A 25692-nucleotide genomic window follows, 5' to 3' on the forward strand; every position below is an offset into this window, starting at 1 on the left:
TCATGGTGGCGATTCTGCGTAACGCGCGAGCCGCCTATTTACCTATCAGCGACATTCACATACTTATGGCGACCAGCCCCGGTCTATAGGGGCCGCGCCGTCGGAAACGGATTCGGCCATGTCGCCCATGGATAAGGTTCAGGTCGCGCCCGGCTCCACACTCGCCATCAATTCATTACAGATTCTTTATCCATCGGCCTGAGCGTCAGAAATCACTGCCGCCTCGCGCGCTTCGCTACACACCCACCGTATCAGCCACATTCGTAGACTGCGCAAAGCGCGGCCTGAGGACTTGAAAGATGGACGTCACCGCAACTCTGAGCTTGGGCGATCCGCTGGAACCTGCGCGCAAGGCGACTGCCGAGATGCTGCACACCCGCGAGCGCACTTACTCGCTGCCGCAGCCTTTCTACAGCGATGAGCGGCTGTTTGAAATCGACATGCAGGAAATCTTTCAGAAAGAGTGGCTGATCGCGGGCATGAGCTGTGAAGTGCCGGCCAAAGGTAACTTCCTCACCCTGCAAATCGGCAAGAACCCGATCCTGGTCGTGCGCGGACCGGACGGCTCGATCAATGCGTTCCACAACGTCTGCCGCCACCGCGGTTCTCGCCTGTGCACCAAGGAAAAAGGCAAGGTCGCCAAGCTGGTTTGTCCATACCACCAGTGGACGTACGAACTCGACGGTCGCCTGCTGTACGCGGGCACCGAGATGGGTGCGGACTTCGACATGAAGGCGTTCGGCCTCAAGCCTGTGCACTGCAAAGTGGCGGGGGGTTACATTTTCATCAGCATGGCCAGCAACCCTCCCGCCATCGACGCGTTTCTGCAGACGCTGAATCACTACATGGAACCGTATGACATGGAGAACACCAAGGTGGCGGTGCAAACCACCCTGGTCGAAAAAGCCAACTGGAAGCTGGTGCTGGAGAACAACCGCGAGTGCTACCACTGCAACGGTTCGCATCCCGAGCTGCTGAATACCTTGCTGGAGTGGGACGACGTCACCGACCCACGCGCCGACCAGGCATTTAAGGACCACGTTGCAGCCTCCGCCGCCGCCTGGGAGGCCGAAAAAATTCCGTTCGCCCACGCCAGCTTTGGCCTGCGCAACCGCATCGTGCGCATGCCGCTGCTCAAAGGCACCGTCTCGATGACGATGGATGGCAAGCAAGGCAGCAAGAAACTGATGGGGCGCATCCAGAACCCGGACCTGGGCTCGATGCGCATCCTGCACCTTCCCCATTCATGGAACCACTGCATGGGCGACCACGTGATTGTGTTCACCGTGTGGCCGGTCAGCGCGCAGGAAACCCTCGTCACCACTAAATGGCTGGTCCATAAGGACGCTGTCGAAGGCGTTGACTACGACGTTGCACGCCTGCGTGAAGTCTGGGACGCCACCAACGACCAGGACCGCCGTCTGGCCGAAGAAAACCAGCGCGGGATTAACTCCGTCGCTTACCAACCGGGGCCGTATTCGAAGACCTACGAGTTCGGCGTGGTGAACTTCATCGACTGGTACAGCGCAAAATTGCTGGAGAACATGGGCGCGGAACCGGCTTCGTATTTGAAGGGGGTGGCGGTTAACCACGAGTAGGGTTTACCTGTCAGATTTGAACTGACACCTTCGCGGGCAACCGCGTTTCTACAGACATTCGAGCTGTAGGAGCGCGCTTGCCCGCGCTGCGTTTTGGGTGTCTGTGCGGAAGTTTTGAATAAGGGCACAGGAGGTCGTTCGCAGCTTTTTCGACTTATCAGCCACTGCCTCCTACAAAAAAACCTGAGTTAAATCATAGAGTTATTCAGACCGACCTACGGCACCACTGAAGCGGCCTACAGGAAGAACAGAAGTTTCACCTCAGCAATCGATGTGAATGACGATCAACGCCTGTTATCAGTACAGCACTCGTAGCAAATGATGGGGCTTTTTAAGCGCTCATCGACAGTGTGCTCCCTGAGGTACCTATGCGGATGATCGATTTTATCACCGAGACACTGAGGGCCAGGAAAAGACTGTTCATAAGCGCCACCGCACTTACCGTTCTATTGAAGCTGTCCACCCTAGCGCCAGCCCTGTTGCTGGGGAAGATTATTGATAACCTGTCTGTCGCAGAAGATGTCGCTTCACTCACACTTAGCGATTTACTGATTATTCTTTGCGGCGCTGTGCTGCTGCAGTCCGTGTTGCACCCGCTTCAGACTTATCAACTTGTGAAGCTCGTGCAGACAACTCTGGCAGATCTCTCTACCGAATGGTCCGAAAAAATACTGGGCAAGGAGTTTGAGCAATTTTCCTCCCTTCGGATTGGCGGCCTCATCAGATCCGTGGAACGAGGAATAACGGCCCACGAGAAGTTTCTGATTTTTTTCATCACATCAGGGTTCCCGCTGCTGATTGAACTGGGTTTGATCGCGATCATCTTTGCCTACTTGGGCGGCGCACTGATGTTCACCACCCTGCTGGGTGTTTCTGTCGGCTACATCTTGCTCTACCACTAGCTGATCTGCTGGCGGCGTCCTTATCTGGTTGCCGTCAATGATGAAGAGGACAGGGTGTCGTCCAAGCTATTCGAAACCCTGCAGGCAGGCAAAATCCTGAAGCTCGAGCAGGCTTGCGGCCTCGCCATGAAACCGCTTCGCCAGAGCTACACAGAGTACGCACACGCGGCAACACGAGTGGCAAGTACCGGTGCTGTTCTCAGCTCGATCAAAGTGTTGTACATCGGGCTGTCCACGGCCGGGCTGCTTGCCTGGGGCGTCAGTGATCAGGCTTCCCTATCCCCACGTTTGTCTGTTGGGGAGCTGGTCGCGGTATTTTCGCTGGCGGGCATGTTTCTCAGTAATTGCAGCGCTTTGGCAGAGGCCTATCGGGCACTGGATCAGTTTTCGGTAGACAGACAGAGGCTTCTGCAAATCTTGTCACTGGAGGATCTTGTAGAGGTACCGCAAGAACCTTTACCTGAACCTTTATCAAGACTGGAATTGGTCGCAGTTGCTCAGGTAACGAACTGTAAGCTGCATTTCACGCCTGACCAATCCGTTGCGATCATCGGGCCCAGTGGTGCCGGCAAAAGCACGCTTTTAGACACGATGGCCGGAACGCTGAAAACACTCCGGCACGCCCTTTCCATAAATGGCAGGACATTACGAGGGTGCGACATTCAGACGTATCTGGATCGGGTTCGCTACTGTCCTCAAGACCCAGTGTTTCTTGAAGGCACATTCAAACACTCTGTGCTCTTTGATCAACCCATGTCAGACCACCTCCCCCGAATCCTTGACGATCTTGGCGTGGCACACCTGGCCGCCTACCGATCAATAGCTGAAGGCGCAGTAAACATTTCCGGAGGCGAAGCAAAGCGACTTTCACTGCTCCGGCTGATAAATCGCCCTGGAGATTTCAACTTGTTCGACGAGCCAACATCGGCTCTGGATCAGGAGACCGCCCAGGGTGTGTGGAGCACTCTGTTCGAGCACTTCCATAAAAGGGGGCTGGTGTGCGCTACCCACGACATGACTGCGCTGTCCCGTTTCGATCGTGTGATTGTGTTGAAAAACGGCGAGGTCATTGCAGACGGCCCCTGGAGCGAATTGCAAAACGACGGGGTCGTTGCACAGGCGCTGGCGTAGATACGAGGTTGCTGAATCGGACAATGACACTCTCCTACCTGCCTGCCGAATGAGGAGATTTACAACGCCATCAGGGTTGAAGATTTGGAGATATTCGCGCGACTGAATACTGCCCCGACTGTATTCAGCGCAAGTGGCTGATCACTTTTTGAGCAGATTGCTCAACCTACCGGATTCAGGGGCTCAAGCCTAACCGCGAACATGTTATCCACAGAAGCGCCAACAGCATATGTGCGTAAGTATGCCCAGCGCTGTGGACAAGCGTGGAATACGCTTGATAACGATGCCCAGAGAGACAAAAGGGCGCGCCAGAGGCATTATTGGTTAAAATCTGACCGCCACTCCAGAGACCACGGATTACGTGGCCTACAGGGGATCACGAACATCTTATCCACACGCCCGCACACAGAGAATGTGGGTAAGAACAAGGACCGCGAGGCCTGGCGTGTGGAAAAAACCTATAAGAATCCGCGGGATAGAGCGATCAAAAATTGACCACCTGCTTGAAAGCCATAGAGAACAAGGTCTGTAGCAATGGCCGAACAGCTTATCCACAGGCGGATCAACAGCGATTGTGGGTATATGCACATGGACGTTTGGGCCGGTACGTTTAGGAAGCGTCTGACATCAATGCCCCGGACGGCTCGCTACACTCAGCGCAAATCACCGGCGGCAAGGAGCACACTCATGCATCACTGGACACCGTTCTCACGCAAAGTCGTCATCGAGGCGAACAACAGGCTATCCAAACGTAAGCAAGGAGCCTCGTTCGCTCTGCCCAAAGAATTATTGGGCATTATCAGCTTTAAACCTAAGACTACGGAAGAAATCAGGGAAGCATTCCGATCGGCCTCCCGCAGGCTCCGGCAGGAGTGATTTCACATGATCGAAGAGCGCTACAACTACATCTTCAGCGAGTTAGTGAATGATGAGGACGACATACTCGGCCAACTGGCGTACTCGGTGTATAAACGGCAAAAAATCGAGTATATCCACGCGTTTAAAGAGAGAAACGGTACTGATCCGCTAGATTGCGATCTCGTTGCGTTCCACGACATCAGCAACAGCAGCTCGCAAATTGAAGCCTATCGAACCCAAGCGACCCGGCTGGCGACAAACTTCCTGGAGTCCTCACTGAGTACCGAAACGGAAGAGTTGGCAGCGTTTTACTCTTCAAGAGCCGCCAACGACATCCGCATGGCGCGGACAGGGTTCTGGAAGGGGGCTGCGCAGAGCCTCGTTGGCTCGGGCTTGTTCACTTTACTTGTTGGGTGCCTCGTTTTCTTTGCATGGAGTTTGAAACAGGGACCACGTCAGGTTATTGAGCAGGTTTTCGACGTTGTGATTGTAGATGCAGATTCCAGAAGTCGAAAAATGCAGCCCGATACGCCTCAGTCGTGAACACCGAAAGGCGCCATTGTGACGCCTTTCGGTGTTCAACGAACCACCCCCTCTTCCACCAACAATTTCAAAATCGCCGCAGCCCCCTCATGAGCAGTCACCCCTTTGAGCACCTGCCCACCGCCTCCGCTCGCTTTCGCCGTTGCGGCCTTCATGCGATCAGCGCCGCTCTTGGCTTTTATGACCTTCAGGCGCTTTGGCCGTGGCTTGGCGGGCGTTAACTCAGCCCCAGTGAACACTTCGTCGATGACTACTTCAATCTCTTCCACATCCAGCAAACCGCGCTGCGCCGGGCCGTAAGCGCTTTGCCGGGGTTTGGGTGCCGAGTTATCCACAGTCGCCAGAAATGGCAACCGGACTTTCAAGCGGCGGCGCTGACCTCGGGGGAGCGCCTGCAGCACCTGAGCACTGCCGTTGCTCATGGACTCGACCTCCGCCAAGCCCACCACGAGCGGCCAGCCTAGCGTTTCAGCCAGCAAATACGGGAGCATCCCGGAACCTTCTCCCGTCTCCGCCTGACTGCCGGTCAGCACCAACTGCACGCCCGACTCGCGAATGTAATCCGTGAGCCCAGGCACCGCGTCCGCGCCTGGCGGCTGAGCCAGCACGTGAAGCTCGTCCACACCCATGCCCAGGTAGCCACGTAATGCAGGTTGTTCGGCATCACCCGCATGCAACACGTGCAAGTTATCCCCAGCCAGTTGCAAACCCAGCTCTACGGCACGGGCATCCTGCTCAGCCCGACGCGGCCGTCCTGAGGTCGGGTGCGCGCCAACGGAGACGAGGCTGATCACGTGCAGCGCACCTTTATCCACAGAGACACCCATTTCAGGCTGCATCGCGCTTCTCCCGATTCCGGTAGGTGTCGACCGCCTCAATCAGCGCTTCGAGAATGGCAGAGCTCTCGCCGATCACTGACAGATCGGCGCGCTTGATCATGTCGCAGGTGGGGTCGAGATTGATGGCCACCACCTTGTCGCAGGCGCCAATGCCCTGTAGATGCTGGATCGCGCCGGAAATCCCTACCGCCACGTATACCCGGGCAGTGACCCAAGTGCCCGACGCACCGACTTGGCGATCCCGGGTCATGAAGCCATCGTCGACGGCCACACGGGAAGCGCCTTCAGTTGCGCCCAACGCCACGGCGGTACGGTGAAACAGCGGCCAATCCTTGATCCCGTTGCCACCCGAAAATATGAACTCAGCTTCAGACATGGGGATAAGTGCCGGGTCGACCGCCACGGCACCGAGGTCCTCGATTCGTGACAAGCTGCGCGCGACAGCTGTGGATAACTCTACCGGCAGAGCTTCATGCCGTTTCTCACTGACGGGTTCGGCACATTCCGCTTGAGCAAGAATCAACCGGGACACGGGACGCGACAGATCCTCGGCACCAGCGCCTGCACGACCGATGCACCGTTCACCAGCGACTTGCCACACTCGTGTCGACGGTCGCTCACCCAGACTGGCCGCAAAGCGGCGTCCCAACTCTCCCCCGCCGTTTCTGCTGTCGGGCAGCAACCAGTGATGGGGGTCGAACTGGTTATCCACAGCTCGCAAACCTTGCACACGCTGCTCGGGGGAATAACCAGTGAACGCGCTGCCTTCCAGTATCAACAGACGATCGACGCCTGCAGTGTCGAACGCCGTCTCTTTGTGCTCGCCAAAAATCACCGCCAGGACGGCGCCCTCGTTGCCAGCCAGACCATGGGCCAAGCCCAGCAAGTCGCGGTCATGGCTGCTCAGACGGCCGCCGACCATGTCGGGAACGACAGCGATGTAGAAAGAGGGCTCGGCAATCTGGTGCAGCGGTAACTGCGCTTCGACCATTGCCGAGCGTTTAATCGCGCCGCCTTGCTGCGCACCGCTTCGATCAATGCGTTTGACGCCGTTGGGACCGATAAAACCGAAGCCATGCACGTTTTTACGCAGCACACCGTTGGGCCCCATCCAGCTGGATTGCGCCGGTTGCATGGCCGCGTGCAGCGGATGCAACCGGTTACGTGCGATCCATTCGGCACGTGGGTCACGGCGGATAATGTCGCTCATCAATGCGCCTCCGCAGGTTCACGTCGGGCCGCTGCCAGTTTTGCAGGCGCGGTTTCTTCAAGCAGTGCTTCAGCTACCAGCTCGGCGATGTCCTTGATCATCGGCCGTGGCTCGACCACGCCTTCAAGCATCGCGGTGCACTGTGGACAACCCACAGCCACCAGCTCGGCGCCCGTCTCGCGGATGTCATCCATGCGCATGTCCGGGATACGTTGTTTGCCAGGAATGTCGGTGATCGGCGCGCCACCGCCGCCGCCGCAGCAGCGTGAGCGGAATCCGGACCGGACCATTTCCTTGACCTCAATGCCCAGCGCACGCAGCACATCGCGCGGCGCCTGGTACTCGCCGTTGTAACGGCCGAGGTAGCACGGATCGTGATAGGTGACGCTGGCGCCTTTGTGCTGACCCAGATTCAACGCGCCGTTGACTATCAGCTCGGCCAGATACGTGCTGTGGTGCTGTACGACGTAGTGACCCCCGAACGCACCGTATTCGTTTTTCAGCACATGAAAGCTGTGGGGGTCGCAGGTGACGATGCGCTTGAAGTCGTACTGCGCCAGCGTCTGGATGTTGCGTCTGGCGAGCGTCTGGAACGTTGCTTCATCGCCCAGACGACGAGCCACATCGCCGCTGTCTCGTTCCTCCAGCCCCAGCACGGCGAAGTCGACCTTGGCCGCTTTCAGCACTTTAACGAAGGCGCGCAAGGTGCGCTGATTGCGCATGTCGAACGCGCCATCGCCGACCCAGAACAGCACGTCCACGGTTTTCTTGTGGCTCATGGCGTCAAGGTTCAGGTCAGCCGCCCAGTTCATGCGTCCGCCCGGCGCGAAGCCACCTGGGTTGTCCGTTGCGATGAGGTTCTCCAGGACCTCGGCGCCTTTGTTGGGGGTGGCGCCTTTTTCGAGGGTCAGATGCCGGCGCATGTCGACGATGGCGTCAACGTGCTCGATCATCATTGGGCATTCTTCCACGCAGGCCCGGCAGGTCGTGCACGACCACAGGGTGTCGGCGTCGACCAGCCCGTTGACGATGGGTTGATGGGGGCTGCCGCCATGTTCGCCGATAGGCTTGCCCTGGCCGTCGAGGGACGGATAAGGGCTGCCGGCGAAGTTTGCATCGGTGCCGCCCGCCAAGCCGACGACCATGTCCTGAATCAGTTTTTTCGGGTTCAGCGGCTGGCCGGCAGCGAAGGCCGGGCACGCCGCTTCGCACTTGCCGCACTGCACGCACGCATCGAAACCGAGCAGCTGATTCCAGGTGAAGTCCTTGGGTTTCTCCACGCCCAGCGGCGCGGTTTTGTCCATCAGATCAAGGGGTTTCAGCCCCGTCGAGCGGCCACCGCCAAAACGCTCGGGACGGCGATGCCAGGCCAAGTGCAGCGCGCCAGCGAAGGCGTGTTTCATCGGGCCGCCCCAAGTCATGCCGAGGAACAATTCGCAGACGCCCCACATCACGCCAATCCCAAGAATGATCGCCAGCAACCAGCCACCGAAGTTCGCAGGCAGAACGCCCGCAACCGGCAACGTGACGATAAAGAAAGAGCCCGAGAACGCCAGCAGGCTTTTCGGCAGGCGCATCCACGGGCCTTTCGACAACCGACTCGGCGGGTTGCGACGACGCAGGTACATGAAGATTGCGCCTACGAACATCACGGCCGACATCAGCAACAGCGCGTAGCCGAGGATCCGGTTATGCCAGCCAAACCCGTGAACCAGAATCGCAAGCACGATCGACGCAACCGCCCCGCCCGCCGTAGCCACGTGGGTATTGGCGATGTATTTGTCCCGGGCGACGACGTGGTGCAGATCGACCATGTAGCGCTTGGGCATGGCCAGCAACCCGCCGAGCAGATCGACCTTAGCGGCACGCCCGTTGCGCCACAGGCTCACCCGCCGCAGCGCGCCAAGGACCGCAAGGCCCAGGGCAGCGAAGAGCAGGATGGGAAGAAGGGTGTTTAGCATGTGGAGCTCCCAAAGACTCAGGGTCTTGCAGGTCGGGATGCCTTACTCGATTCCTGTAGGAGTGAGCTTGCTCGCGAAGCCGGACTGACATTCAACATGGATGTCGACAGACCCGCCGCTTTCGCGAGCAAGCTCACTCCTACAGGGTTGTGTGCCGGCCGCTAGAAATCCTTGCACAGCCTGAGTGCGTCATAGATCGCCGCATGGGTATTGCGTTGAGCCACGCAGTCGCCAATGCGGAACAGCAGATACCCGTCACCCGGCTGACTCAACGACGGCTGCGGCTGAATCGCAAACAGGGCGTCGATGTCGATCTGGCCCTTGTTGCGCGAACCTTCCTTCATCCCGTAATAGAGCCCCTCGTCAGGACGAACGCCGTTCTCGACCACCACTTGATCGACCACCCGCTCCTCTTTGGCGCCGGTGTATTCGTTCTCCAGCACCGCGACCAGCTTGTCCCCTTCGCGGTAGACCTTCTCCAGCATCATGTCGCCGGTCATGATCACTTCCTTCGGGTACATGCTGCGGTAGTAAGTCGGGAACGACGTACCACCGATGGCCACGCCCGGCTTGATGTCATCGGTGACGATCTCGACCTGGCAGCCTTTGTCCGCCAGAAAGTCGGCCGTGGACATGCCGGTGAACTCGCAAATGGTGTCGTAGACCAGCACGTTCTTGCCCGGCGCGACTTTGCCGTCGAGGATGTCCCAGCTGCTGACCACCAAGCCTTCAGCGGCGCCCCAATGCTCGTTCTGCTCAATGAACGGATGACCGCCCACCGCCAGCACCACCACGTCCGGACGCAGGTCCATGATGGTCGCGATGTCCGCCGCCGTGCCCAGACGCAGATCGACTTTCAGGCGCGCCAGTTCAAGCTGAAACCAGCGCGTGATGCCGGCAATCTGATCGCGCTGCGGTGCTTTCGAGGCCGTTGTGATCTGTCCGCCGATGGCGTCTTTCTTCTCGAACAAGGTCACGTCGTGGCCACGCTCGGCCGAAACGCGCGCCGCTTCCATCCCGGCAGGCCCTGCCCCGACGATCACCACTTTGCGCTTCACGCCGGTGGTTTTTTCGATGATGTGCGGCACGCCCATGTATTCGCGGGACGTTGCGGCGTTCTGGATGCACAGCACGTCCAGGCCCTGGTACTGACGGTCGATGCAATAGTTGGCACCGACGCACTGACGGATCTGGTCGACCTGACCCATTTTGATCTTGGTGATCAGGTGCGGGTCGGCGATGTGCGCGCGGGTCATGCCGACCATGTCGACGTAACCGCCTTCAAGGATGCGCGTCGCCTGATTCGGGTCCTTGATGTTCTGCGCGTGGAGCACAGGCGCCTTGACCACTTCCTTGATGCCGGCCGCCAGATGCAGAAATGGCTCCGGTGGATAACTCATGTTCGGGATGACGTTGGCCAGGGTGTTGTGGGTATCGCATCCTGATCCGACGACACCGAGGAAGTCGATCATGCCGGTCTGGTCGTAGTACTTGGCGATCTCCTTCATGTCCTCGTGGCTGAGGCCGTCCGGGTGAAATTCGTCGCCGCAGATCCGCAGGCCGACGCAGAAGTCAGGGCCGACTTCCTTGCGCACAGCCTTGATCACTTCCAGGCCGAAGCGCATGCGGTTTTCGAAGCTGCCGCCCCACTCGTCAGTACGCTTGTTGACCCGAGGGCTCCAGAACTGATCGATCATGTGTTGATGCACTGCCGACAGCTCGACGCCGTCCAGGCCACCGGCCTTGGCACGCGCCGCCGCGCTGGCGTAATTGCCGATCACCCGCCAGATCTCTTCCGGCTCGATGGTCTTGCAGGTCGCGCGGTGTACCGGCTCGCGGATGCCCGAAGGCGACAGCAGCGTCGGCCAATGATCGCCGTCCCAGCGGGAGCGACGGCCCATGTGGGTAATCTGGATCATGATCTTGGCGCCGTGCTTGTGCATGGCGTCGGCAAGGTTCTGGAAGTGCGGAATGATCTTGTCAGTCGCCAGGTTGACCGATTTCCACCAGCCTTGCGGGCTGTCGATGGCCACGCTGGACGAGCCGCCGCAAATGGCCAGACCGATGCCGCCCTTGGCTTTCTCCTCGTAGTACTTCACGTAACGGTCGGTGGTCATACCGCCGTCGGTGGCGTAGACCTCGGCGTGCGCGGTACTCAATACGCGGTTGCGTATGGTCAATTTACCGATCTGAATCGGTTGAAACATCGCTTCGAAAGCCATGACGGAAACCTCGACTTACAACGGCTTGACGACAAACAGGCCGTCGTCGTGGCCTTCTTCCGATCCGCCGTAAACTTGCTCGGCCACGGTGCGGATTTTGCTGCCGCTGGCTTCCAGGACCTGGTCCATGGCGCCGGCAAACCAGCCGGTGAACATGTAATCGACCTTGCGCCCCACTTTGCCGTAGACGTAAACGAAGGCCGAGTGCTCAATCTTGACGCTGGCGGTGCCTTTTTCCAGATCGATGTCCTGAATCTTGAACAGCCCCCAACCGCGCTGGGACAGACGATTCATGTAGTGCTCGAACACCGCGACGCCTTCGATGCCGTGGCATTCGGCTTCTTTCTCGCACCAGTGCCAGGCGGACTTGTAGCCGGCCTTGTAGAGGATGTCGGCGTACGCTTCGGCGCCCAGTACTTCTTCGATGCCCATGTGGTTGTTGACGAAGAAATGGCGCGGCACGTACAGCATCGGCAGGGCGTCGGAGGTCCAGACACCGGTCTCGCTGTCGACTTCGATTGGCAATTGCGGGGCGATCTTGGCCATGGAAACTTAACTCCGGAAATTCGAGTGGATGCCCTCTCCGCGACGGGGAGAGGAAAAATTCAGTGCTCGGCGCGTGGGGCTGGCGGCTTATTCGCCCCAGACGTCACCCAAGATGCGTACCCAGTTTTCGCCCATGATCTTGCGCACCACGCGCTCGGAGTGGCCGCGTTTAAGCAGGGTTTCGGTGAGGTTCGGGAATTCGCCGACGGTTCGGATGCCCAGCGGGTTGATGATCTTGCCGAAGTTGGTCAAGCGGCGGGCGTAGCCTTTGTCGTGGGTCAGGTATTCGAAAAATTCCTGGCCGTGACCCTGGGTGAAGTCAGTGCCGATGCCGATGGCGTCTTCGCCGACGATGTTCATCACGTACTCGATGGCTTCGGCGTAATCGTCGATGGTCGAATCGATGCCCTTGGCCAGAAACGGCGCGAACATGGTCACGCCGACAAAGCCGCCGTGATCGGCAATGAACTTCAGCTCGGCGTCGGATTTGTTGCGGGGGTGTTCTTTGAGGCCCGAAGGCAGGCAGTGGGAGTAAGTCACTGGCTTCTTCGACTCGAGGATGACTTCCTCGGACGTCTTCGAGCCCACATGGGAGAGGTCGCACATGACGCCGACGCGGTTCATTTCCGCGACGATTTCACGACCGAAGCCCGACAGGCCGCCGTCGCGCTCGTAGCAGCCGGTGCCCACCAGATTCTGGGTGTTGTAGCACATCTGCACGATGCCCACGCCCAGCTGCTTGAAGATCTCGACGTAGCCGATCTGATCCTCGTAAGCATGGGCATTCTGGAAGCCGAACAGGATGCCGGTCTTGCCCAGTTCCTTGGCCTTGCGGATATCAGCTGTGTTGCGCACCTGGATGACCAGGTCGCTGTTTTCACGGATCAGTTTCTGGCTGGACGCGATGCTGTTGACGGTCTGCTGAAAACCTTCCCACACCGAAACTGTGCAGTTCGCCATGGTCAGGCCGCCTTTGCGCATGTCCTCGAACAGCTCACGGCTCCATTTGGCAATGATCAACCCGTCAATGACGATGCTGTCGGCGTGTAATTCGGCTGGGCTCATCAGGCGGTCCCCTGTAGTTCTTTAATGGCCGGAAGGTCTGCCGGCGCTTTGGGGTCAGCATATGCCTGAGGGTCGGAGGAGCCGGGTGCAAAAACGACAGGGGAATTGCCGAAAGCGTCAAGAAACGACAAAGGGGGGACGTGGTCTTTTTCCGGCCGCATTTCATACCTGTTCTTTGCCTCGCGCTTGGGCGAGAATCCAATCCATCTCTGACTCGGGAAGTCCCAATGAAAACCATGTTTCTGGCTTTGGCTTTATTCGCGACAGGTGCCCACGCTGCAGCCAATCCGGCCGCCAATCCTTGTGATGGCGTCGAAGAGGACCAACAGACCCTAGAGTGCTCGGTGTACAGCCGCGACACGGCGGAGAAGCTGCTGACCGAGAATGTGCAGAACGTGCTTGAGCGGGTGCAGACGCAGTTCGGGGCGAACAAAGCCCAGGCCGAGGAATTCGCCACCAAACTCAAGGCGGCCCAGGAAGCCTGGAAAAAACTCCGTGATGCTGACTGTGCAGTGGAAGTGTTCCCGGCCAAGCCCGGTACCAAAGAATTCAATATCGACCAGAACGATTGCCTGACCCGCGCCAGCGACGAGCGATCGGAGTATCTGGACACCGTCGCGCAGTCTGAGTGATCCCGAATGCGCTACCCTGACGCCCTTCCCGAGCTCAAGGTATGCACATGAACATCTGCGGCGTAGAAATCAAAGGCAGCGAGGCCATCTTCGCTGTCGCCACCCGCGCGTCCGGCGCGCTCGAACACGTTCCACTGCCAATCAAGAAGATCGCCCTTGAAGACGACGATGAGGCCGCCAACGTGAAATCGTTCGCCCGCCAGATCGAGGCCTTCGTGCGCGATAACGGCATTGGTCACATCGCGATCAAAAAACGCAGCAAGAAAGGCGAGTTTGCCGGCGGCCCGACGACGTTCAAGATCGAGACCATCTTTCAACTGCTGGAAGACTGTGAAGTCATCCTGCTGTCGCCTCAGACGATCAATGCTCAGATGAAGAAGCACAGCTTTGAGCTGCCGACAGCGCTGAACAAATATCAGCATGAGGCTTACAAGGCGGCGTGCTCGGCGTTGATGAAGACTAAGTAGAGAGGTCTGCACCCCATCGCTTGCTCGATGGTTGACCGGGGTTAAAACCGACTGTAGGACCGGCTTTAGCCGGGAAGGCGTCAGGCGCCACCACCTTAAACTGAGGGTGCTCAACCGGACCTATTCCCGGCTGAAGCCGGTCCTACTGAACGAGCCGGAGCCTGAGGAAGAAGGCGGAAGGAGCACGCCGCGCCATTTATACCCAATTATAGTCACGACTATAATTCACAATAATTGGGGTTCAGACAGCCTTCACCTCACGTGTACGCCCTCGGTCCTCCCTCGGGCACACCACAAATCTCCCCCTGTAACTGCGGGTGAAATACGATGGCGATTCAAACCCGCACGCAATACTGACTTCCAGCACGCTCATGTCGCTCTGACGCAGCAGTTGCCTCGCTTTTTCCAGCCGCAGGCCGAGGTAGAAGTTGCTCGGCGTGTCGTTCAGGTGCAGACGAAAGAGCCTCTCCAGCTGACGCCGCGTCACCTGAATCCCTTCCGCCAGTTCCAGCGTGCTCAGCGGCGGCTCGGTGTGCTGCTCCATGACGCCAATCACCTGAACCAGTTTCTTGTTATTGATGCCGTAGCGCGTGGCAATCTGCATGCGCTGGTGGTCTTTGCGCTGACGTATGCGCCCGAGAACGAACTGCTCGGAGACCTTGATCGCCATGTCAGCTCCGTGGGCCTGCCCGATGAGGTCGAGCATCATGTCGATGGAGGCCGTGCCGCCAGCCGACGTAATGCGGCGCCGATCGATCTCGAACAATTCCTGTGTTGCTTGCAGCCGGGGATAGGTTTCCTTGAAGGCGTCCAGCGCTTCCCAGTGCAGAGTCAAACGATAGCCCTCCAACAGACCGGCCTGGGCGAGGACGAAACTGCCGGTGTCGATGGCCCCGAGAGTCACGCCTTCCAGGTCCAGGCGGCGGAGCCAGTGTTCCAGCGTCCCGGTGTAAAACTTCAGCGGATCAACGCTGCCCATCACCCACAGCGTTGCGCCTTTTTTCAGTGGCTCCAGTGCGGCATCGGCGTTCACCGACATGCCGTTGCTGGCAATCACCGGACCGCCGTCGGCGCTCAGAATGTGCCAGCGAAACAGCTCGCCACCAAAGCGATTGGCGACGCGCAGCGGCTCCAGCGCCGACACGAAACCCATCATCGAAAAGCCGGGCATGAGCAGAAAGTAGAAATCCTGGGACATCGTTGGCGCGTTCCTTGGGATTTGAGCCTATGGGCGATTTGCGCGAGGCGGGGTCAAAAGCGATCGCGCTTCCCGGACCCGCTCATCAAATACACCTCTTTGCCGATCGGCAGCAACCGCACAGGTCGCTGCTGTGCAAGACCTTGTCGCCGCTGTGCGTTTTGACGGGCTCGCCGCTGCGTAGCTTTGCACCTCAAAAGCGGGCCCCAAACGTCCGCGTCACTGTCTGGCCTGCAAGGAACCTTACCCATGAATCACGACGTCATCATCACCTGCGCACTGACCGGTGCTGGCGACACGACCGGGAAAAGCCACCTGGTTCCGATCACGCCCAAGCAGATTGCCGCAGCCGCAGTCGAGGCCGCGAAGGCCGGGGCGACAGTCGTGCACTGCCATGTGCGCGATCCCGAGACCGGCAAGTTCAGCCGTGACGTCGAGCTGTACCGCGAAACCATGGACCGCATCCGTGAAGCGGACATCGACATCATCGTCAACCTGACGGCAGGCATGGGCGGCGATCTGGAAATCGGCCCGGGCGAACGTCCGACCGATTTCGGCCCCGGCACCGATCTGGTCGGGCCGCTGACCCGGCTCGCGCACGTCGAAGCGCTGCTGCCGGAAATCTGCACACTGGATTGCGGCACCCTCAACTTCGGCGATGGCGACACCATTTATGTGTCCACACCCGCGCAACTGCGGGCGGGGGCCAAGCGTATTCAAGAGCTGGGGGTGAAAGCCGAGCTGGAGATTTTTGACACCGGCCACCTGTGGTTTGCCAAGCAGATGATGAAAGAAGGCTTGCTCGACAACCCCCTGTTTCAGCTGTGCATGGGCATTCCATGGGGCGCGCCGGCGGACACCACCACGATGAAAGCCATGGTCGACAACTTGCCTGCTGACGCGGTGTGGGCCGCCTTTGGTATCGGGCGCATGCAAATGCCGATGGCGGCGCAGGCGGTATTGCTCGGCGGCAACGTGCGGGTCGGTCTGGAGGACAACATCTGGCTCGACAAAGGCGTGCTCGCCAGCAACGGCGCGCTGGTCGAGCGCGCCAGCGAGATTCTCAGCCGCCTGGGCGCCCGGGTTCTGACCCCGGCCGAGGGCCGCGTGAAGATGGGGCTGAAAAAGCGGTTTTGATCCCCACACAAATCCTACCGCGCAGGAGTGAGTTTGCTCGCGATGACGGTGTGTCAGTCACACATCCGGCACATATAAATAGCTATCGCGAGCAAGCTCACGCCTACAAGGGCTTCGACACTTTCTCGAGTAACCGACATGACCTTCATCACCACCATCAAAACCTTCGCGGCCTTGGGCAGCGGTGTCATTGGCAGCGGTTGGGTGGCGCGCGCGCTGGCTCATGGCCTGGACGTCGTGGCCTGGGACCCGGCGCCGGGAGCCGAAGCAGCGCTGCGAAAACGCGTCGCCAACGCCTGGCCAGCGCTTGAGCAAAAGGGCCTGGCATCGGGCGCCTCCCAGGAACGTCTACGCTTCGTCGACACCATCGAAGAGTGTGCTCGCGACGCCGACTTCATTCAGGAAAGCGCCCCAGAGCGCCTTGACCTCAAGCTGGATCTGCACAGCAAGATCAGCGCGGCGGCCAAGCCTGACGCGATCATCGCTTCCAGCACTTCCGGCCTGCTGCCGTCGGAGTTTTACGAAAGCGCCACGCACCCGGAGCGCTGCGTGGTGGGCCATCCGTTCAACCCGGTTTATCTGCTACCGCTGGTGGAAGTGGTCGGCGGCAATAACACTTCACCGGAAGCGGTGCAGGCAGCGATTCAGGTCTACGAATCACTGGGCATGCGACCGCTGCATGTGCGTAAAGAGGTCCCCGGTTTTATTGCGGATCGCTTGCTCGAGGCGCTGTGGCGTGAGGCCCTGCATTTGGTGAATGACGGGGTGGCGACCACCGGCGAAATTGATGACGCGATTCGTTTCGGCGCCGGCTTGCGCTGGTCATTCATGGGCACCTTTCTGACTTATACCCTGGCCGGTGGCGATGCGGGCATGCGTCACTTCATGGCGCAGTTCGGTCCGTCGTTGCAGTTGCCGTGGACCTATCTTCCGGCACCGGAGCTGACCGACAAGCTGATTGACGACGTGGTCGATGGCACCTCCGATCAGCTGGGTAGCCACAGCATTGCGGCGCTGGAGCGGTATCGCGATGACTGCCTGCTGGCGGTGCTTGAGGCGGTGAAAACCACCAAGGCCAGGCATGGAATGGCGTTTGAGGATTGATACGCCATGCGCCCCATCGTCTGAACTGACGCTTTCGCGAGCAAGGTCACTCCTACAGGGGATCGGGAAATACTGTTCTGATGAGCACCCGAAATGTTGCGGTGTGGCGCTTGCCGTCTTCCCGGCTAAAGCCGGTCCTACATTCGTTCACGCAAAACCTGTGGGAGTGAGCTTGCTCACGAATAGGCCCATTCAGCTCACCACGATTTCAGCCCTGGAACTCCTATGCCTGCGCTCATCACTTACAAAACCCCGGTCCTCGCCGATTGGGTCGACTACAACGGCCACCTGCGCGACGCCTTCTATTTGCTGATTTTCAGCTTCGCCACAGACGCTTTCATGGACCGCATCGGCCTCGCCAGTGATGACCGGGATGCAAGCGGCCACTCGCTGTTCACGCTCGAGGCGCACATCAACTTCCTGCACGAGGTGAAGCTCGGCGAGCCGGTGGAAGTGCGTACGCAAATCGTCGGACACGATGGCAAGCGGGTGCAGATCTATCACGGGCTGTACAAGGCAGACGGGGATGTCGAGCTGGCAGCGAGCGAGCAAATGCTGCTGCATGTGGATCTGGCCGCCGGACCGAAATCGGCGCCGTTCAGTGAGGCGTCGCTGCAGGCCTTGCGCCTGCTCTCGGAAGCTCAACACGATCAGCCTGAGCCAAAGTATGTCGGGCGGATCATTGCCCTGCCTGGCCGGCAACATACCGTGTAGAAGCGCAGATCACGGCCACAAAAAAGCCCGCATCGCTGCGGGCTTCTTCATTTCAGCAAATTGATCAGAAAACGATCAGTTCACTTTGGCGTTCAGCTCGCCTTTGGCATAACGTTCAAACATCTTCTCCAGGGAGATCGGCTTGATCTTGGAGGCGTTGCCGGCGGTGCCGAAGGCTTCGTAACGGGCGATGCACACGTCGCGCATGGCCGAAACGGTTTTCGCCAGGTACTTGCGTGGGTCGAACTCGCTCGGGTTTTTCGCCATGAACTCGCGGATGGCACCGGTGGACGCCAGACGCAGGTCGGTGTCGATGTTGACCTTGCGCACGCCGTGCTTGATGCCTTCAACGATTTCTTCGACCGGCACGCCGTAGGTTTCTTTAATGTCGCCGCCGTACTGGTTGATGATTTTCAGCCATTCCTGCGGAACGGAAGAAGAACCGTGCATTACCAAGTGGGTGTTCGGAATGCGCTTGTGGATCTCTTTAATGCGCTCGATCGCCAAGATGTCGCCGGTAGGCGGCTTGGTGAACTTGTACGCGCCGTGGCTAGTGCCAATGGCGATGGCCAAGGCGTCGACCTGAGTTCGTTTAACGAAATCAGCTGCTTCTTCCGGATCGGTCAGCATCTGGCTGTGATCCAGCATGCCTTCTGCGCCGACGCCGTCTTCTTCACCGGCCATGCCGGTTTCCAGCGAGCCCAGAACACCCAGCTCACCCTCAACCGACACACCGCAGGCGTGAGCCATGGCGACGGTTTCCTGGGTGACGCGTACGTTGTAGTCGTAGTCCGCAGGGCTTTTGCCGTCTTCGCGCAGAGAGCCGTCCATCATCACCGAGCTGAAGCCCAGCTGGATGGAGCGTTGGCAGATAGCAGGGCTGGTGCCGTGGTCCTGGTGCATGACCACCGGGATGTGCGGGAATTCTTCGATTGCCGCCAGGATCAGGTGGCGCAGGAACGGGGCGCCAGCGTATTTGCGCGCACCGGCGGAAGCCTGAACGATCACCGGAGAATCGGTCTTGTCGGCCGCTTCCATAATGGCGCGCATTTGTTCCAGGTTATTCACGTTGAATGCAGGGACGCCGTAACCGAATTCGGCTGCGTGGTCCAACATCTGGCGCATGCTGATAAGTGCCATTGTCTGTCTCTCTCCCGGTGGGGTCGTTAATCGTGCGTGCCGTATTGGCGGCTATTCAAATTATAGGGGTCGATTGCTCAGTCATCGCCCCGGTACAGCCTCGTTCGAACTGCCCGGCCCTTTACGGCGCCTTGCAGCCACGACCGATCAAATCGTTGGTAGCGTCCCAGTAGACCAGGCCTTCGCTGCCTTTGTTGTCAAACGCCAGCACGCCGTTACTGTAGAGCGCGCCGGAAGCTCCGGGCGACGCTTGCAGACGGAATACCTGCTCGCTCTGATTGAGGCGCACATCCACCTCCTTCTTCGCGGCATCGGCGTACTTCCAGAAAATCTCGGCTTTGCTGTCGCAGACCCAATGGGTCCAGGGGGCTACCGGTTCCGAAGCCTTCATGCTGGCGCAACCGCTCAGCAGCATCAGTGTCGCAAGGGCTGACAAGCCTTTCATTACTACTCCTGAATCCCCTGCATCGCGTGACGGATGTCGATCATGGCAGGGGCAATGCTGTTCCTGTATTCCGGCGCACCGCCAGCTGGGAATCAGTGGTCAACTGAGCATCAGTGACAGGGGACTGGTCCCACGGCAGGCATGAATTCGTATTTTTCCCAGACTTCAGGCCCGCCACGCTTGTAAACGATCGGTACGGTTTCCGCCTGCCAGCCCGCCTGATAGCAGCTGACCTGAAGCAATCCCGGCGCCGCGCTGGACGCCGTTTCCGCTTCAGGCTTGCTTGCGCAGCCGACCAGCAAACCCGCCATGATCAACAGCGGTAATGGCTTGACCATTTCACTCCCCTTCACCTTGGCCGGTCAGGCCTTGGCGCGTTGTTCCAGAACTTCCACGGCAGGCAGAACCTTGCCCTCGACGAACTCGAGGAACGCGCCGCCGCCTGTAGAGATATAGGAGATTTTGTCGCCTACACCGTATTTGTCGATGGCGGCCAACGTATCGCCCCCGCCGGCGATAGAAAACGCAGAACTCTCAGCGATCGCGTGAGCCAGCGTCTTGGTGCCTTCGCCGAACTGATCGAACTCAAAGACGCCGACCGGGCCGTTCCAGAGAATAGTCTTGGAAGATTTCAGCAATTCGGCGAAGTGCGCAGCGGTCTGCGGACCGATGTCGAGGATCATGTCATCCTCGGCCACATCGGCGATCAGCTTGACGGTGGCTTCGGCATCGGCGGCGAATTGCTTGGCAACCACCACGTCGACCGGCAACGGCACGCTGACCTTGGCGGCGATGGCTTTGGCAGTCTCAAGCAGGTCCGGCTCGTACAAGGATTTGCCTACCGGATGACCTGCCGCTGCCAGGAAGGTATTGGCGATGCCACCCCCGACGATCAGCTGATTGCACTTCTGGCTCAGGCTGTTGAGCACGTCCAGTTTGGTGGAAACCTTGGATCCGGCAACGATGGCGGCCATTGGCTGGGCCGGATTGCCCAGAGCCTTGCCCAATGCGTCCAGCTCGGCAGCCAGCAAAGGGCCTGCGGCAGCGACTTTGGCGAACTTAGCCACGCCGTGGGTCGAGCCTTCTGCACGGTGGGCGGTGCCGAAGGCGTCCATCACGAACACATCACACAAAGCGGCGTACTTCTGCGCCAGCTCGTCAGCGTTCTTCTTTTCGCCCGTGTTGAAGCGCACGTTCTCGAACAGCACGATATCTCCCGCCTTGACGTCGACACCGTCCAAGTATTCCGCCACCAGTGGCACTTCACGCCCGAGCGCCTTGCTCAGGTAGTCAGCGACCGGCTTGAGGCTGTTCTCGGCGGAAAACTCACCCTCGGTGGGACGACCCAGGTGCGAGCAGACCATGACGGCTGCGCCTTTTTCCAGCGCCAGCTTGATGGTGGGCAACGACGCGAGAATGCGGGCATCGCTGGTCACCACGCCGTCTTTGACCGGAACGTTGAGGTCTTCGCGGATCAGTACGCGCTTACCTTGCAGATCGAGGTCGGTCATCTTCAACACGGTCATGAGGCATTCCCTGTTTTTACTATTGTTTATGGATGGTGTGCAGGTAGTGATCGGCGACGTCCAGCATGCGATTGGCAAAACCCCACTCATTGTCGAACCAGGCCAGGATGTTCACCAGCCGAGGGCCCGAGACCCGCGTTTGGCTGGCATCGATAATGGCCGAGTGCGGGTCGTGGTTGAAATCGCAACTGGCATGGGGCAATTCGGTATACGCCAGCAGCCCCTTCAGCGGGCCGCGGGTAGCGGCCTCGCGCAGGATACGGTTGACCTCGACAGCATCGGTATCACGAGCGACCTGCAGCGTGATGTCCAGGCACGAGACGTTCACCGTCGGCACACGAACTGCTTTGGCCTGAATTCGGCCGGCAAGTTCCGGAAGCAACCGCTCGATGCCGCGCGCCAGACCAGTGGACACCGGGATGATCGACTGAAAGGCCGAGCGCGTACGGCGCAAGTCTTCATGATGATAGGCGTCGATGACCGGCTGATCGTTCATCGCCGAGTGAATCGTGGTGATGGTCACGTATTCGAGGCCCAGCTCGCGGTTCAGCAGGTCGAGTAATGGCACGCTGCAATTGGTGGTGCACGACGCGGCAGACACCAGTTGCTCATCGCCCGTCAGGGTTTCCTGATTGATGCCGTAGACGATGGTGGCGTCGACGTCGGCTTCGCTGGCCATGGGCTGGGAAAACAGTACTCGCGGCGCGCGGGCCGAAAGAAAGCGCTCGCCATCGGCACGCGTGTTGTAGACGCCGGAGCATTCGAGCACGAGATCCACGTCGAGTGAGTCCCAGTCGATGCCTTCCGGCGTCGCGCTGCGAAACACTTTGATGACGTGATCGTTGATGTGCAGAAAATCGCCTTCGACCCGCACTTCGCCGGGGAACCGGCCATGTGTGGAGTCAAAGCGCGTGAGGTATTCGAGACTGGCCATGTCGGCCAGGTCGTTGATTGCCACCACTTCAAAGCCCGCCTTCGCACCTCGCTCGCACAGCGCGCGCAGCACGCAGCGGCCGATGCGACCGTAACCATTGAGGGCGACTTTATAAGGGCGTGGCTGAGGCATGGGGTTCTCAAAATCTTGAGTGGTACAGAGAACCTGCAAGCGCGTGGCTCACCCCTCGATCTGCCAGGCTCAGGCAGCAGATCTCAAGACAAGGCACGCGCCTGCAAGGGCAACGCGGTGGTGCTTAGTCTTCCAGCAACTCTTCAGCCGTGGAAAGGACGTTCTCCAGCGTGAAGCCGAACTCTTCGAACAACAGGTTGGCAGGCGCCGACTCGCCGAACGTGGTCATGCCGATCACGCGACCTTCCAGGCCCACGTATTTGTACCAGTAGTCAGCGTGAGCAGCTTCGATGGCGATGCGCGCGCTGACTTCCAGCGGCAGGACCGACTGCTTGTACTCGGCGCTCTGGGTCTCGAAAACGCTGGTGCATGGCATGGAAACCACACGGACGTTCTTGCCGTCTGCGGTCAGCTTGTCGTATGCCTGAACAGCCAGGCCGACTTCGGAACCGGTGGCGATCAGGATCAGATCCGGTTCGCCGCTGCAGTCGCGCAGTACGTAGCCACCGCGGTTGATGTTTTCCAGCTGCTCGGCATCACGCGCCTGATGTTGCAGGTTCTGACGGGAGAAGATCAGCGCCGATGGGCCGTCATCACGTTCAATCGCGTGTTTCCAGGCGATGGCGGATTCAACGGCATCAGCCGGGCGCCAGCAATCCAGGTTCGGCGTGGTGCGCAGGCTGGTCAGTTGCTCGATCGGCTGGTGAGTCGGGCCGTCTTCGCCCAGACCGATGGAGTCGTGGGTGAACACATAGATGATGCGTTTCTTCATCAGCGAGGACATGCGCACGGCGTTGCGGGCGTATTCCATGAAGATCAGGAAGGTCGCGCCGTATGGCACGAAACCGCCGTGCAGGGCGATCCCGTTCATGATCGCGCCCATGCCGAACTCACGAACACCGTAGTGCAGGTAGTTGCCGGTGGCGTCTTCGCCGGTGATGCTGCGGCAGCCTTTCCAGATGGTCAGGTTGGAACCTGCCAGGTCAGCAGAACCGCCGAGGAATTCGGGCAGCAGCGGACCGAAGGCGCTCAAGGCATTCTGGCTGGCCTTGCGGCTGGCGATGGTTTCGCCCTTGGCGTTGACTTCAGCCACGTACGCGGCGGATTTTTCGGCGAAGTCAGCAGGCAGCTCACCGCTCATGCGGCGGATCAGCTCGTTGGCTTCGGCAGGGAAGGCAGCGGAGTAGGCAGCAAAACGCTGGTCCCATTCGGCTTCGACAGCCAGGCCTTTTTCCTTGCCGTTCCACTCGCTGTAAATGTCGGCCGGGATTTCGAATGGGCCGTGGGTCCACTTCAGCGCGGCGCGGGTCAGGGCGATTTCGTCAGTGCCCAGCGGAGCGCCGTGGCAGTCTTCCTTGCCCTGCTTGTTCGGCGAACCGAAACCGATGGTGGTCTTGCAGCAGATCAGCGTCGGCTTGTCGCTCTTGTGAGCGGTGTCGATGGCGGTTTTGATCTCGTCGGCGTCATGGCCGTCGACGTTGCGGATGACCAGCCAGCCGTAGGATTCGAAGCGCTTCGGGGTGTCGTCGGTGAACCAGCCCTCGACTTCGCCGTCGATGGAAATCCCGTTGTCGTCGTAGAACGCGACCAGCTTGTTCAGGCGCAGGGTACCGGCCAGCGAAGCCACTTCGTGGGAGATGCCTTCCATCATGCAGCCATCACCCATGAACACGTAGGTGTGGTGGTCGACGATGTTGTGGCCTGGACGGTTGAACTGGGCGGCGAGGGTCTTCTCGGCAACCGCGAAACCGACGGCGTTGGCGAAACCCTGACCCAGTGGGCCGGTGGTGGTTTCAACGCCCGGGGTGTAGCCGTATTCCGGGTGGCCCGGTGTGCGGCTGTGCAGCTGACGGAAGTTTTTCAGATCTTCGATGGACAGGTCGTAACCGGTCAGGTGCAGCAGCGAGTAGATCAGCATCGAGCCGTGGCCGTTGGACAGGATGAACCGGTCGCGGTCGGCAAACATCGGATTGGCTGGGTTGTGCTTCAGATAATCGCGCCAAAGCACTTCAGCGATATCCGCCATGCCCATCGGGGCACCCGGGTGGCCGCTATTGGCCTTTTGCACGGCATCCATGCTGAGGGCACGAATGGCATTGGCTCGCTCACGACGGCTTGGCATCGCTGATCTCCTGGGGCAGATAAAAGTGGGACCGGAAAAAGGCGGCCATTTTCCCTCAGGCACCCTCCGGGGGCAATGACATATCACACACCATCGGTGTTTTCCTCTGCTGCTGGCGTGTTTTCGTACACCGCACCCAATGCCCGACGGCAAGCGGCAGAATCACGGCGCCGGGGTGCCGCCACTGATCGACCAATATCAAAACTTTTTGATATTGGCCTTGCGACAGCCCCGGTCGATAACTAGACTGCCTGCCTTATGAATCTTCGCGTGCCTGCCATTAGCCATGATGAATGCGACGAGCTGGCTGCCCTGTGCAAAGCCGGCGGCGATCCGCTGCGGCTGAATGTCTTGCGCGCGCTGTCGAACGATTCCTTCGGCGTGCTGGAGCTGGCGCAGATTTTCGCCATTGGCCAGTCCGGCATGAGCCATCACCTCAAGGTACTGGCCCAGGCTGACTTGGTAGCGACGCGGCGTGAAGGCAACGCGATCTTCTATCGACGCGCCCTGCCCCACACCGAACACACCGGCGGCAAGCTGCACGCGGCGATGCTTGAAGAAGCCGACAATCTGCGCCTGCCCGATGATGTACAGACCCGGATCGGGCTGGTGCATCGGCAGCGGGCCAACGCCAGTCAGGACTTCTTCGCACGCACTGCCGAGAAATTTCGGGCCCAGCAGGACCTGATCGCAGGACTGCCGCAATACCGCGACAGCCTGCTGTCGTTGCTGGACAAGCTGAGCTTTCCCGCCGACGCCACGGCGATAGAAGTAGGGCCCGGGGATGGCGGTTTTCTGCCGGATCTGGCGCGGCGTTTTCGGCACGTTACGGGGCTGGACAACAGCCCGGAAATGCTCGATCTGGCGCGCAAGATCTGCACGCAAAAGGCGCTGGTTAACGTCGAGCTGAAACTGGCCGATGCACTGACCAACGCTAATATCTCCGGCAACTGCGTGGTGTTGAATATGGTGTTGCACCATTTCGCCGCGCCCGCCGAAGCGCTCAAACATTTGGCCAACCTGTTGCAACCGAGCGGTAGCTTGCTGGTGACAGAGTTGTGCAGTCATGACCAGAGCTGGGCCAAGGAGGCCTGTGGCGATCTCTGGTTAGGCTTCGAACAGGAAGATCTGGCCCGTTGGGCCATCGCTGCGGGGCTGGTCCCCGGGGAAAGCCTGTACATAGGCTTACGTAATGGTTTCCAGATCCAGGTCCGCCATTTTCAGCGACCGGCTGGCAACACTCACCATCGGTACTAATCAGGAAAA

General features: G+C 59.4%; 24 protein-coding genes. 11 read left to right on the forward strand and 13 right to left on the reverse strand.

What is annotated here, in order from left to right:
• The first annotated feature begins 299 nt into the window (after window positions 1-299).
• The 5 genes from gbcA (at window position 300) to IFT99_RS21585 (ending at window position 5032) form a co-directional block, all read left to right on the forward strand.
• A complete protein-coding gene (gene gbcA / locus IFT99_RS21565) occupies window positions 300-1598 on the forward strand; it encodes a glycine-betaine demethylase subunit GbcA (protein WP_192134996.1) in 1299 nt (432 codons plus the stop codon).
• Window positions 1599-1972: 374 nt separating this feature from the next.
• Complete coding sequence (locus IFT99_RS21570) at window positions 1973-2500, forward strand: hypothetical protein (protein WP_192134998.1); 528 nt, start codon at window positions 1973-1975, stop codon at window positions 2498-2500.
• Between the two features lie 54 nt (window positions 2501-2554).
• Window positions 2555-3631 carry an ATP-binding cassette domain-containing protein gene (locus IFT99_RS21575; RefSeq protein WP_192135005.1) on the forward strand — a complete coding sequence of 359 codons (1077 nt, stop codon included), beginning with the start codon at window positions 2555-2557 and terminating at the stop codon, window positions 3629-3631.
• A 687-nt stretch (window positions 3632-4318) separates the two neighbouring features.
• Window positions 4319-4507 (forward strand): hypothetical protein, encoded by a 189-nt coding sequence (locus tag IFT99_RS21580; RefSeq protein WP_065991257.1) that lies wholly within the window; start codon window positions 4319-4321, stop codon window positions 4505-4507.
• A gap of 6 nt (window positions 4508-4513) precedes the next feature.
• On the forward strand, window positions 4514-5032 hold the full coding sequence (locus IFT99_RS21585) for a hypothetical protein (RefSeq protein WP_192135007.1): 519 nt from the start codon (window positions 4514-4516) through the stop codon (window positions 5030-5032).
• Window positions 5033-5067: 35 nt separating this feature from the next.
• On the opposite strand, the gene etfB is transcribed toward IFT99_RS21585, so the two are convergent.
• From etfB to IFT99_RS21615, 6 genes are all read right to left on the reverse strand, one after another.
• Window positions 5068-5871, reverse strand: a complete 804-nt coding sequence (etfB, locus tag IFT99_RS21590; RefSeq protein ID WP_192135009.1) for an electron transfer flavoprotein subunit beta — start codon at window positions 5869-5871, stop codon at window positions 5068-5070.
• Window positions 5861-7081, reverse strand: coding sequence for an electron transfer flavoprotein subunit alpha (gene etfA, locus IFT99_RS21595; protein ID WP_192135011.1), 1221 nt, complete (start codon window positions 7079-7081; stop codon window positions 5861-5863). The genes etfB and etfA overlap by 11 nt, the downstream gene beginning before the upstream one ends.
• Window positions 7081-9042, reverse strand: a complete 1962-nt coding sequence (gene dgcB, locus IFT99_RS21600; RefSeq protein WP_192135013.1) for a dimethylglycine demethylation protein DgcB — start codon at window positions 9040-9042, stop codon at window positions 7081-7083. The genes etfA and dgcB overlap by 1 nt, the downstream gene beginning before the upstream one ends.
• A gap of 161 nt (window positions 9043-9203) precedes the next feature.
• Window positions 9204-11264: a dimethylglycine demethylation protein DgcA gene (dgcA, locus tag IFT99_RS21605; protein ID WP_192135014.1), complete on the reverse strand. Its 2061-nt coding sequence runs from the start codon at window positions 11262-11264 to the stop codon at window positions 9204-9206.
• A gap of 15 nt (window positions 11265-11279) precedes the next feature.
• Window positions 11280-11810 (reverse strand): 4-vinyl reductase, encoded by a 531-nt coding sequence (locus IFT99_RS21610; protein WP_192135016.1) that lies wholly within the window; start codon window positions 11808-11810, stop codon window positions 11280-11282.
• A gap of 87 nt (window positions 11811-11897) precedes the next feature.
• Window positions 11898-12875 carry a dipeptidase gene (locus tag IFT99_RS21615; protein WP_192135018.1) on the reverse strand — a complete coding sequence of 326 codons (978 nt, stop codon included), beginning with the start codon at window positions 12873-12875 and terminating at the stop codon, window positions 11898-11900.
• Between the two features lie 227 nt (window positions 12876-13102).
• Here IFT99_RS21615 and IFT99_RS21620 point away from each other — a divergent pair, with 227 nt between their 5' ends.
• Together IFT99_RS21620 and IFT99_RS21625 are read left to right on the forward strand one after the other, a co-directional pair.
• Entirely contained in the window at window positions 13103-13507 is a 405-nt protein-coding gene (locus IFT99_RS21620) for a lysozyme inhibitor LprI family protein (RefSeq protein WP_192135020.1), read from the forward strand.
• Window positions 13508-13554: 47 nt separating this feature from the next.
• On the forward strand, window positions 13555-13974 hold the full coding sequence (locus tag IFT99_RS21625) for a DUF3010 family protein (RefSeq protein WP_192135022.1): 420 nt from the start codon (window positions 13555-13557) through the stop codon (window positions 13972-13974).
• Between the two features lie 241 nt (window positions 13975-14215).
• Here the strand turns inward: IFT99_RS21625 and IFT99_RS21630 are convergent, their stop codons facing one another.
• Entirely contained in the window at window positions 14216-15172 is a 957-nt protein-coding gene (locus IFT99_RS21630) for a GlxA family transcriptional regulator (protein WP_192135024.1), read from the reverse strand.
• Window positions 15173-15421: 249 nt separating this feature from the next.
• Between IFT99_RS21630 and IFT99_RS21635 the strand changes: the two genes are divergently transcribed.
• From IFT99_RS21635 to IFT99_RS21645, 3 genes are all read left to right on the forward strand, one after another.
• Complete coding sequence (locus IFT99_RS21635; protein ID WP_065991245.1) at window positions 15422-16309, forward strand: 3-keto-5-aminohexanoate cleavage protein; 888 nt, start codon at window positions 15422-15424, stop codon at window positions 16307-16309.
• Between the two features lie 138 nt (window positions 16310-16447).
• Window positions 16448-17413 carry an L-carnitine dehydrogenase gene (locus tag IFT99_RS21640; protein ID WP_192135026.1) on the forward strand — a complete coding sequence of 322 codons (966 nt, stop codon included), beginning with the start codon at window positions 16448-16450 and terminating at the stop codon, window positions 17411-17413.
• Between the two features lie 225 nt (window positions 17414-17638).
• The gene (locus IFT99_RS21645; protein WP_192135028.1) at window positions 17639-18127 is read left to right on the forward strand and encodes a thioesterase family protein; all 489 of its coding nucleotides are present in this window, start codon (window positions 17639-17641) and stop codon (window positions 18125-18127) included.
• A gap of 75 nt (window positions 18128-18202) precedes the next feature.
• On the opposite strand, the gene fba is transcribed toward IFT99_RS21645, so the two are convergent.
• The 6 genes from fba to tkt form a co-directional block, all read right to left on the reverse strand.
• On the reverse strand, window positions 18203-19267 hold the full coding sequence (fba, locus tag IFT99_RS21650; protein ID WP_065991242.1) for a class II fructose-bisphosphate aldolase: 1065 nt from the start codon (window positions 19265-19267) through the stop codon (window positions 18203-18205).
• 121 nt (window positions 19268-19388) lie between these two features.
• Complete coding sequence (locus tag IFT99_RS21655; RefSeq protein ID WP_192135030.1) at window positions 19389-19712, reverse strand: MliC family protein; 324 nt, start codon at window positions 19710-19712, stop codon at window positions 19389-19391.
• Window positions 19713-19822: 110 nt separating this feature from the next.
• Window positions 19823-20050, reverse strand: coding sequence for a hypothetical protein (locus tag IFT99_RS21660; protein WP_065991240.1), 228 nt, complete (start codon window positions 20048-20050; stop codon window positions 19823-19825).
• Between the two features lie 24 nt (window positions 20051-20074).
• Entirely contained in the window at window positions 20075-21238 is a 1164-nt protein-coding gene (locus IFT99_RS21665; RefSeq protein WP_192135032.1) for a phosphoglycerate kinase, read from the reverse strand.
• Window positions 21239-21257: 19 nt separating this feature from the next.
• Entirely contained in the window at window positions 21258-22304 is a 1047-nt protein-coding gene (gene epd / locus IFT99_RS21670; RefSeq protein ID WP_065991238.1) for an erythrose-4-phosphate dehydrogenase, read from the reverse strand.
• A 124-nt stretch (window positions 22305-22428) separates the two neighbouring features.
• Window positions 22429-24426, reverse strand: coding sequence for a transketolase (gene tkt, locus IFT99_RS21675; protein ID WP_192135033.1), 1998 nt, complete (start codon window positions 24424-24426; stop codon window positions 22429-22431).
• Window positions 24427-24684: 258 nt separating this feature from the next.
• Here tkt and IFT99_RS21680 point away from each other — a divergent pair, with 258 nt between their 5' ends.
• Window positions 24685-25683, forward strand: a complete 999-nt coding sequence (locus IFT99_RS21680) for an ArsR/SmtB family transcription factor (RefSeq protein ID WP_192135035.1) — start codon at window positions 24685-24687, stop codon at window positions 25681-25683.
• The last annotated feature ends 9 nt before the right edge of the window (window positions 25684-25692 follow it).

The sequence above is a fragment of the Pseudomonas sp. CFBP 8772 genome, assembly GCF_014841665.1.
GTDB classification, from domain to species: Bacteria; Pseudomonadota; Gammaproteobacteria; order Pseudomonadales; family Pseudomonadaceae; genus Aquipseudomonas; species Aquipseudomonas graminis_B.

Excerpts from the sequence above, each read along its gene's own strand:
- gbcA (WP_192134996.1), top strand. The coding sequence starts at position 300 with ATGGACGTCACCGCAACTCTGAGCTTGGGCGATCCGCTGGAACCTGCG.
- IFT99_RS21570 (WP_192134998.1), top strand. The coding sequence starts at position 1,973 with ATGATCGATTTTATCACCGAGACACTGAGGGCCAGGAAAAGACTGTTC.
- IFT99_RS21580 (WP_065991257.1), top strand. The coding sequence starts at position 4,319 with ATGCATCACTGGACACCGTTCTCACGCAAAGTCGTCATCGAGGCGAAC.
- IFT99_RS21585 (WP_192135007.1), top strand. The coding sequence starts at position 4,514 with ATGATCGAAGAGCGCTACAACTACATCTTCAGCGAGTTAGTGAATGAT.
- etfB (WP_192135009.1), bottom strand. The coding sequence starts at position 5,871 with ATGCAGCCTGAAATGGGTGTCTCTGTGGATAAAGGTGCGCTGCACGTG.
- etfA (WP_192135011.1), bottom strand. The coding sequence starts at position 7,081 with ATGAGCGACATTATCCGCCGTGACCCACGTGCCGAATGGATCGCACGT.
- dgcB (WP_192135013.1), bottom strand. The coding sequence starts at position 9,042 with ATGCTAAACACCCTTCTTCCCATCCTGCTCTTCGCTGCCCTGGGCCTT.
- dgcA (WP_192135014.1), bottom strand. The coding sequence starts at position 11,264 with ATGGCTTTCGAAGCGATGTTTCAACCGATTCAGATCGGTAAATTGACC.
- IFT99_RS21610 (WP_192135016.1), bottom strand. The coding sequence starts at position 11,810 with ATGGCCAAGATCGCCCCGCAATTGCCAATCGAAGTCGACAGCGAGACC.
- IFT99_RS21615 (WP_192135018.1), bottom strand. The coding sequence starts at position 12,875 with ATGAGCCCAGCCGAATTACACGCCGACAGCATCGTCATTGACGGGTTG.
- IFT99_RS21620 (WP_192135020.1), top strand. The coding sequence starts at position 13,103 with ATGAAAACCATGTTTCTGGCTTTGGCTTTATTCGCGACAGGTGCCCAC.
- IFT99_RS21625 (WP_192135022.1), top strand. The coding sequence starts at position 13,555 with ATGAACATCTGCGGCGTAGAAATCAAAGGCAGCGAGGCCATCTTCGCT.
- IFT99_RS21630 (WP_192135024.1), bottom strand. The coding sequence starts at position 15,172 with ATGTCCCAGGATTTCTACTTTCTGCTCATGCCCGGCTTTTCGATGATG.
- IFT99_RS21635 (WP_065991245.1), top strand. The coding sequence starts at position 15,422 with ATGAATCACGACGTCATCATCACCTGCGCACTGACCGGTGCTGGCGAC.
- IFT99_RS21640 (WP_192135026.1), top strand. The coding sequence starts at position 16,448 with ATGACCTTCATCACCACCATCAAAACCTTCGCGGCCTTGGGCAGCGGT.
- IFT99_RS21645 (WP_192135028.1), top strand. The coding sequence starts at position 17,639 with ATGCCTGCGCTCATCACTTACAAAACCCCGGTCCTCGCCGATTGGGTC.
- fba (WP_065991242.1), bottom strand. The coding sequence starts at position 19,267 with ATGGCACTTATCAGCATGCGCCAGATGTTGGACCACGCAGCCGAATTC.
- IFT99_RS21655 (WP_192135030.1), bottom strand. The coding sequence starts at position 19,712 with ATGAAAGGCTTGTCAGCCCTTGCGACACTGATGCTGCTGAGCGGTTGC.
- IFT99_RS21660 (WP_065991240.1), bottom strand. The coding sequence starts at position 20,050 with ATGGTCAAGCCATTACCGCTGTTGATCATGGCGGGTTTGCTGGTCGGC.
- IFT99_RS21665 (WP_192135032.1), bottom strand. The coding sequence starts at position 21,238 with ATGACCGTGTTGAAGATGACCGACCTCGATCTGCAAGGTAAGCGCGTA.
- epd (WP_065991238.1), bottom strand. The coding sequence starts at position 22,304 with ATGCCTCAGCCACGCCCTTATAAAGTCGCCCTCAATGGTTACGGTCGC.
- tkt (WP_192135033.1), bottom strand. The coding sequence starts at position 24,426 with ATGCCAAGCCGTCGTGAGCGAGCCAATGCCATTCGTGCCCTCAGCATG.
- IFT99_RS21680 (WP_192135035.1), top strand. The coding sequence starts at position 24,685 with ATGAATCTTCGCGTGCCTGCCATTAGCCATGATGAATGCGACGAGCTG.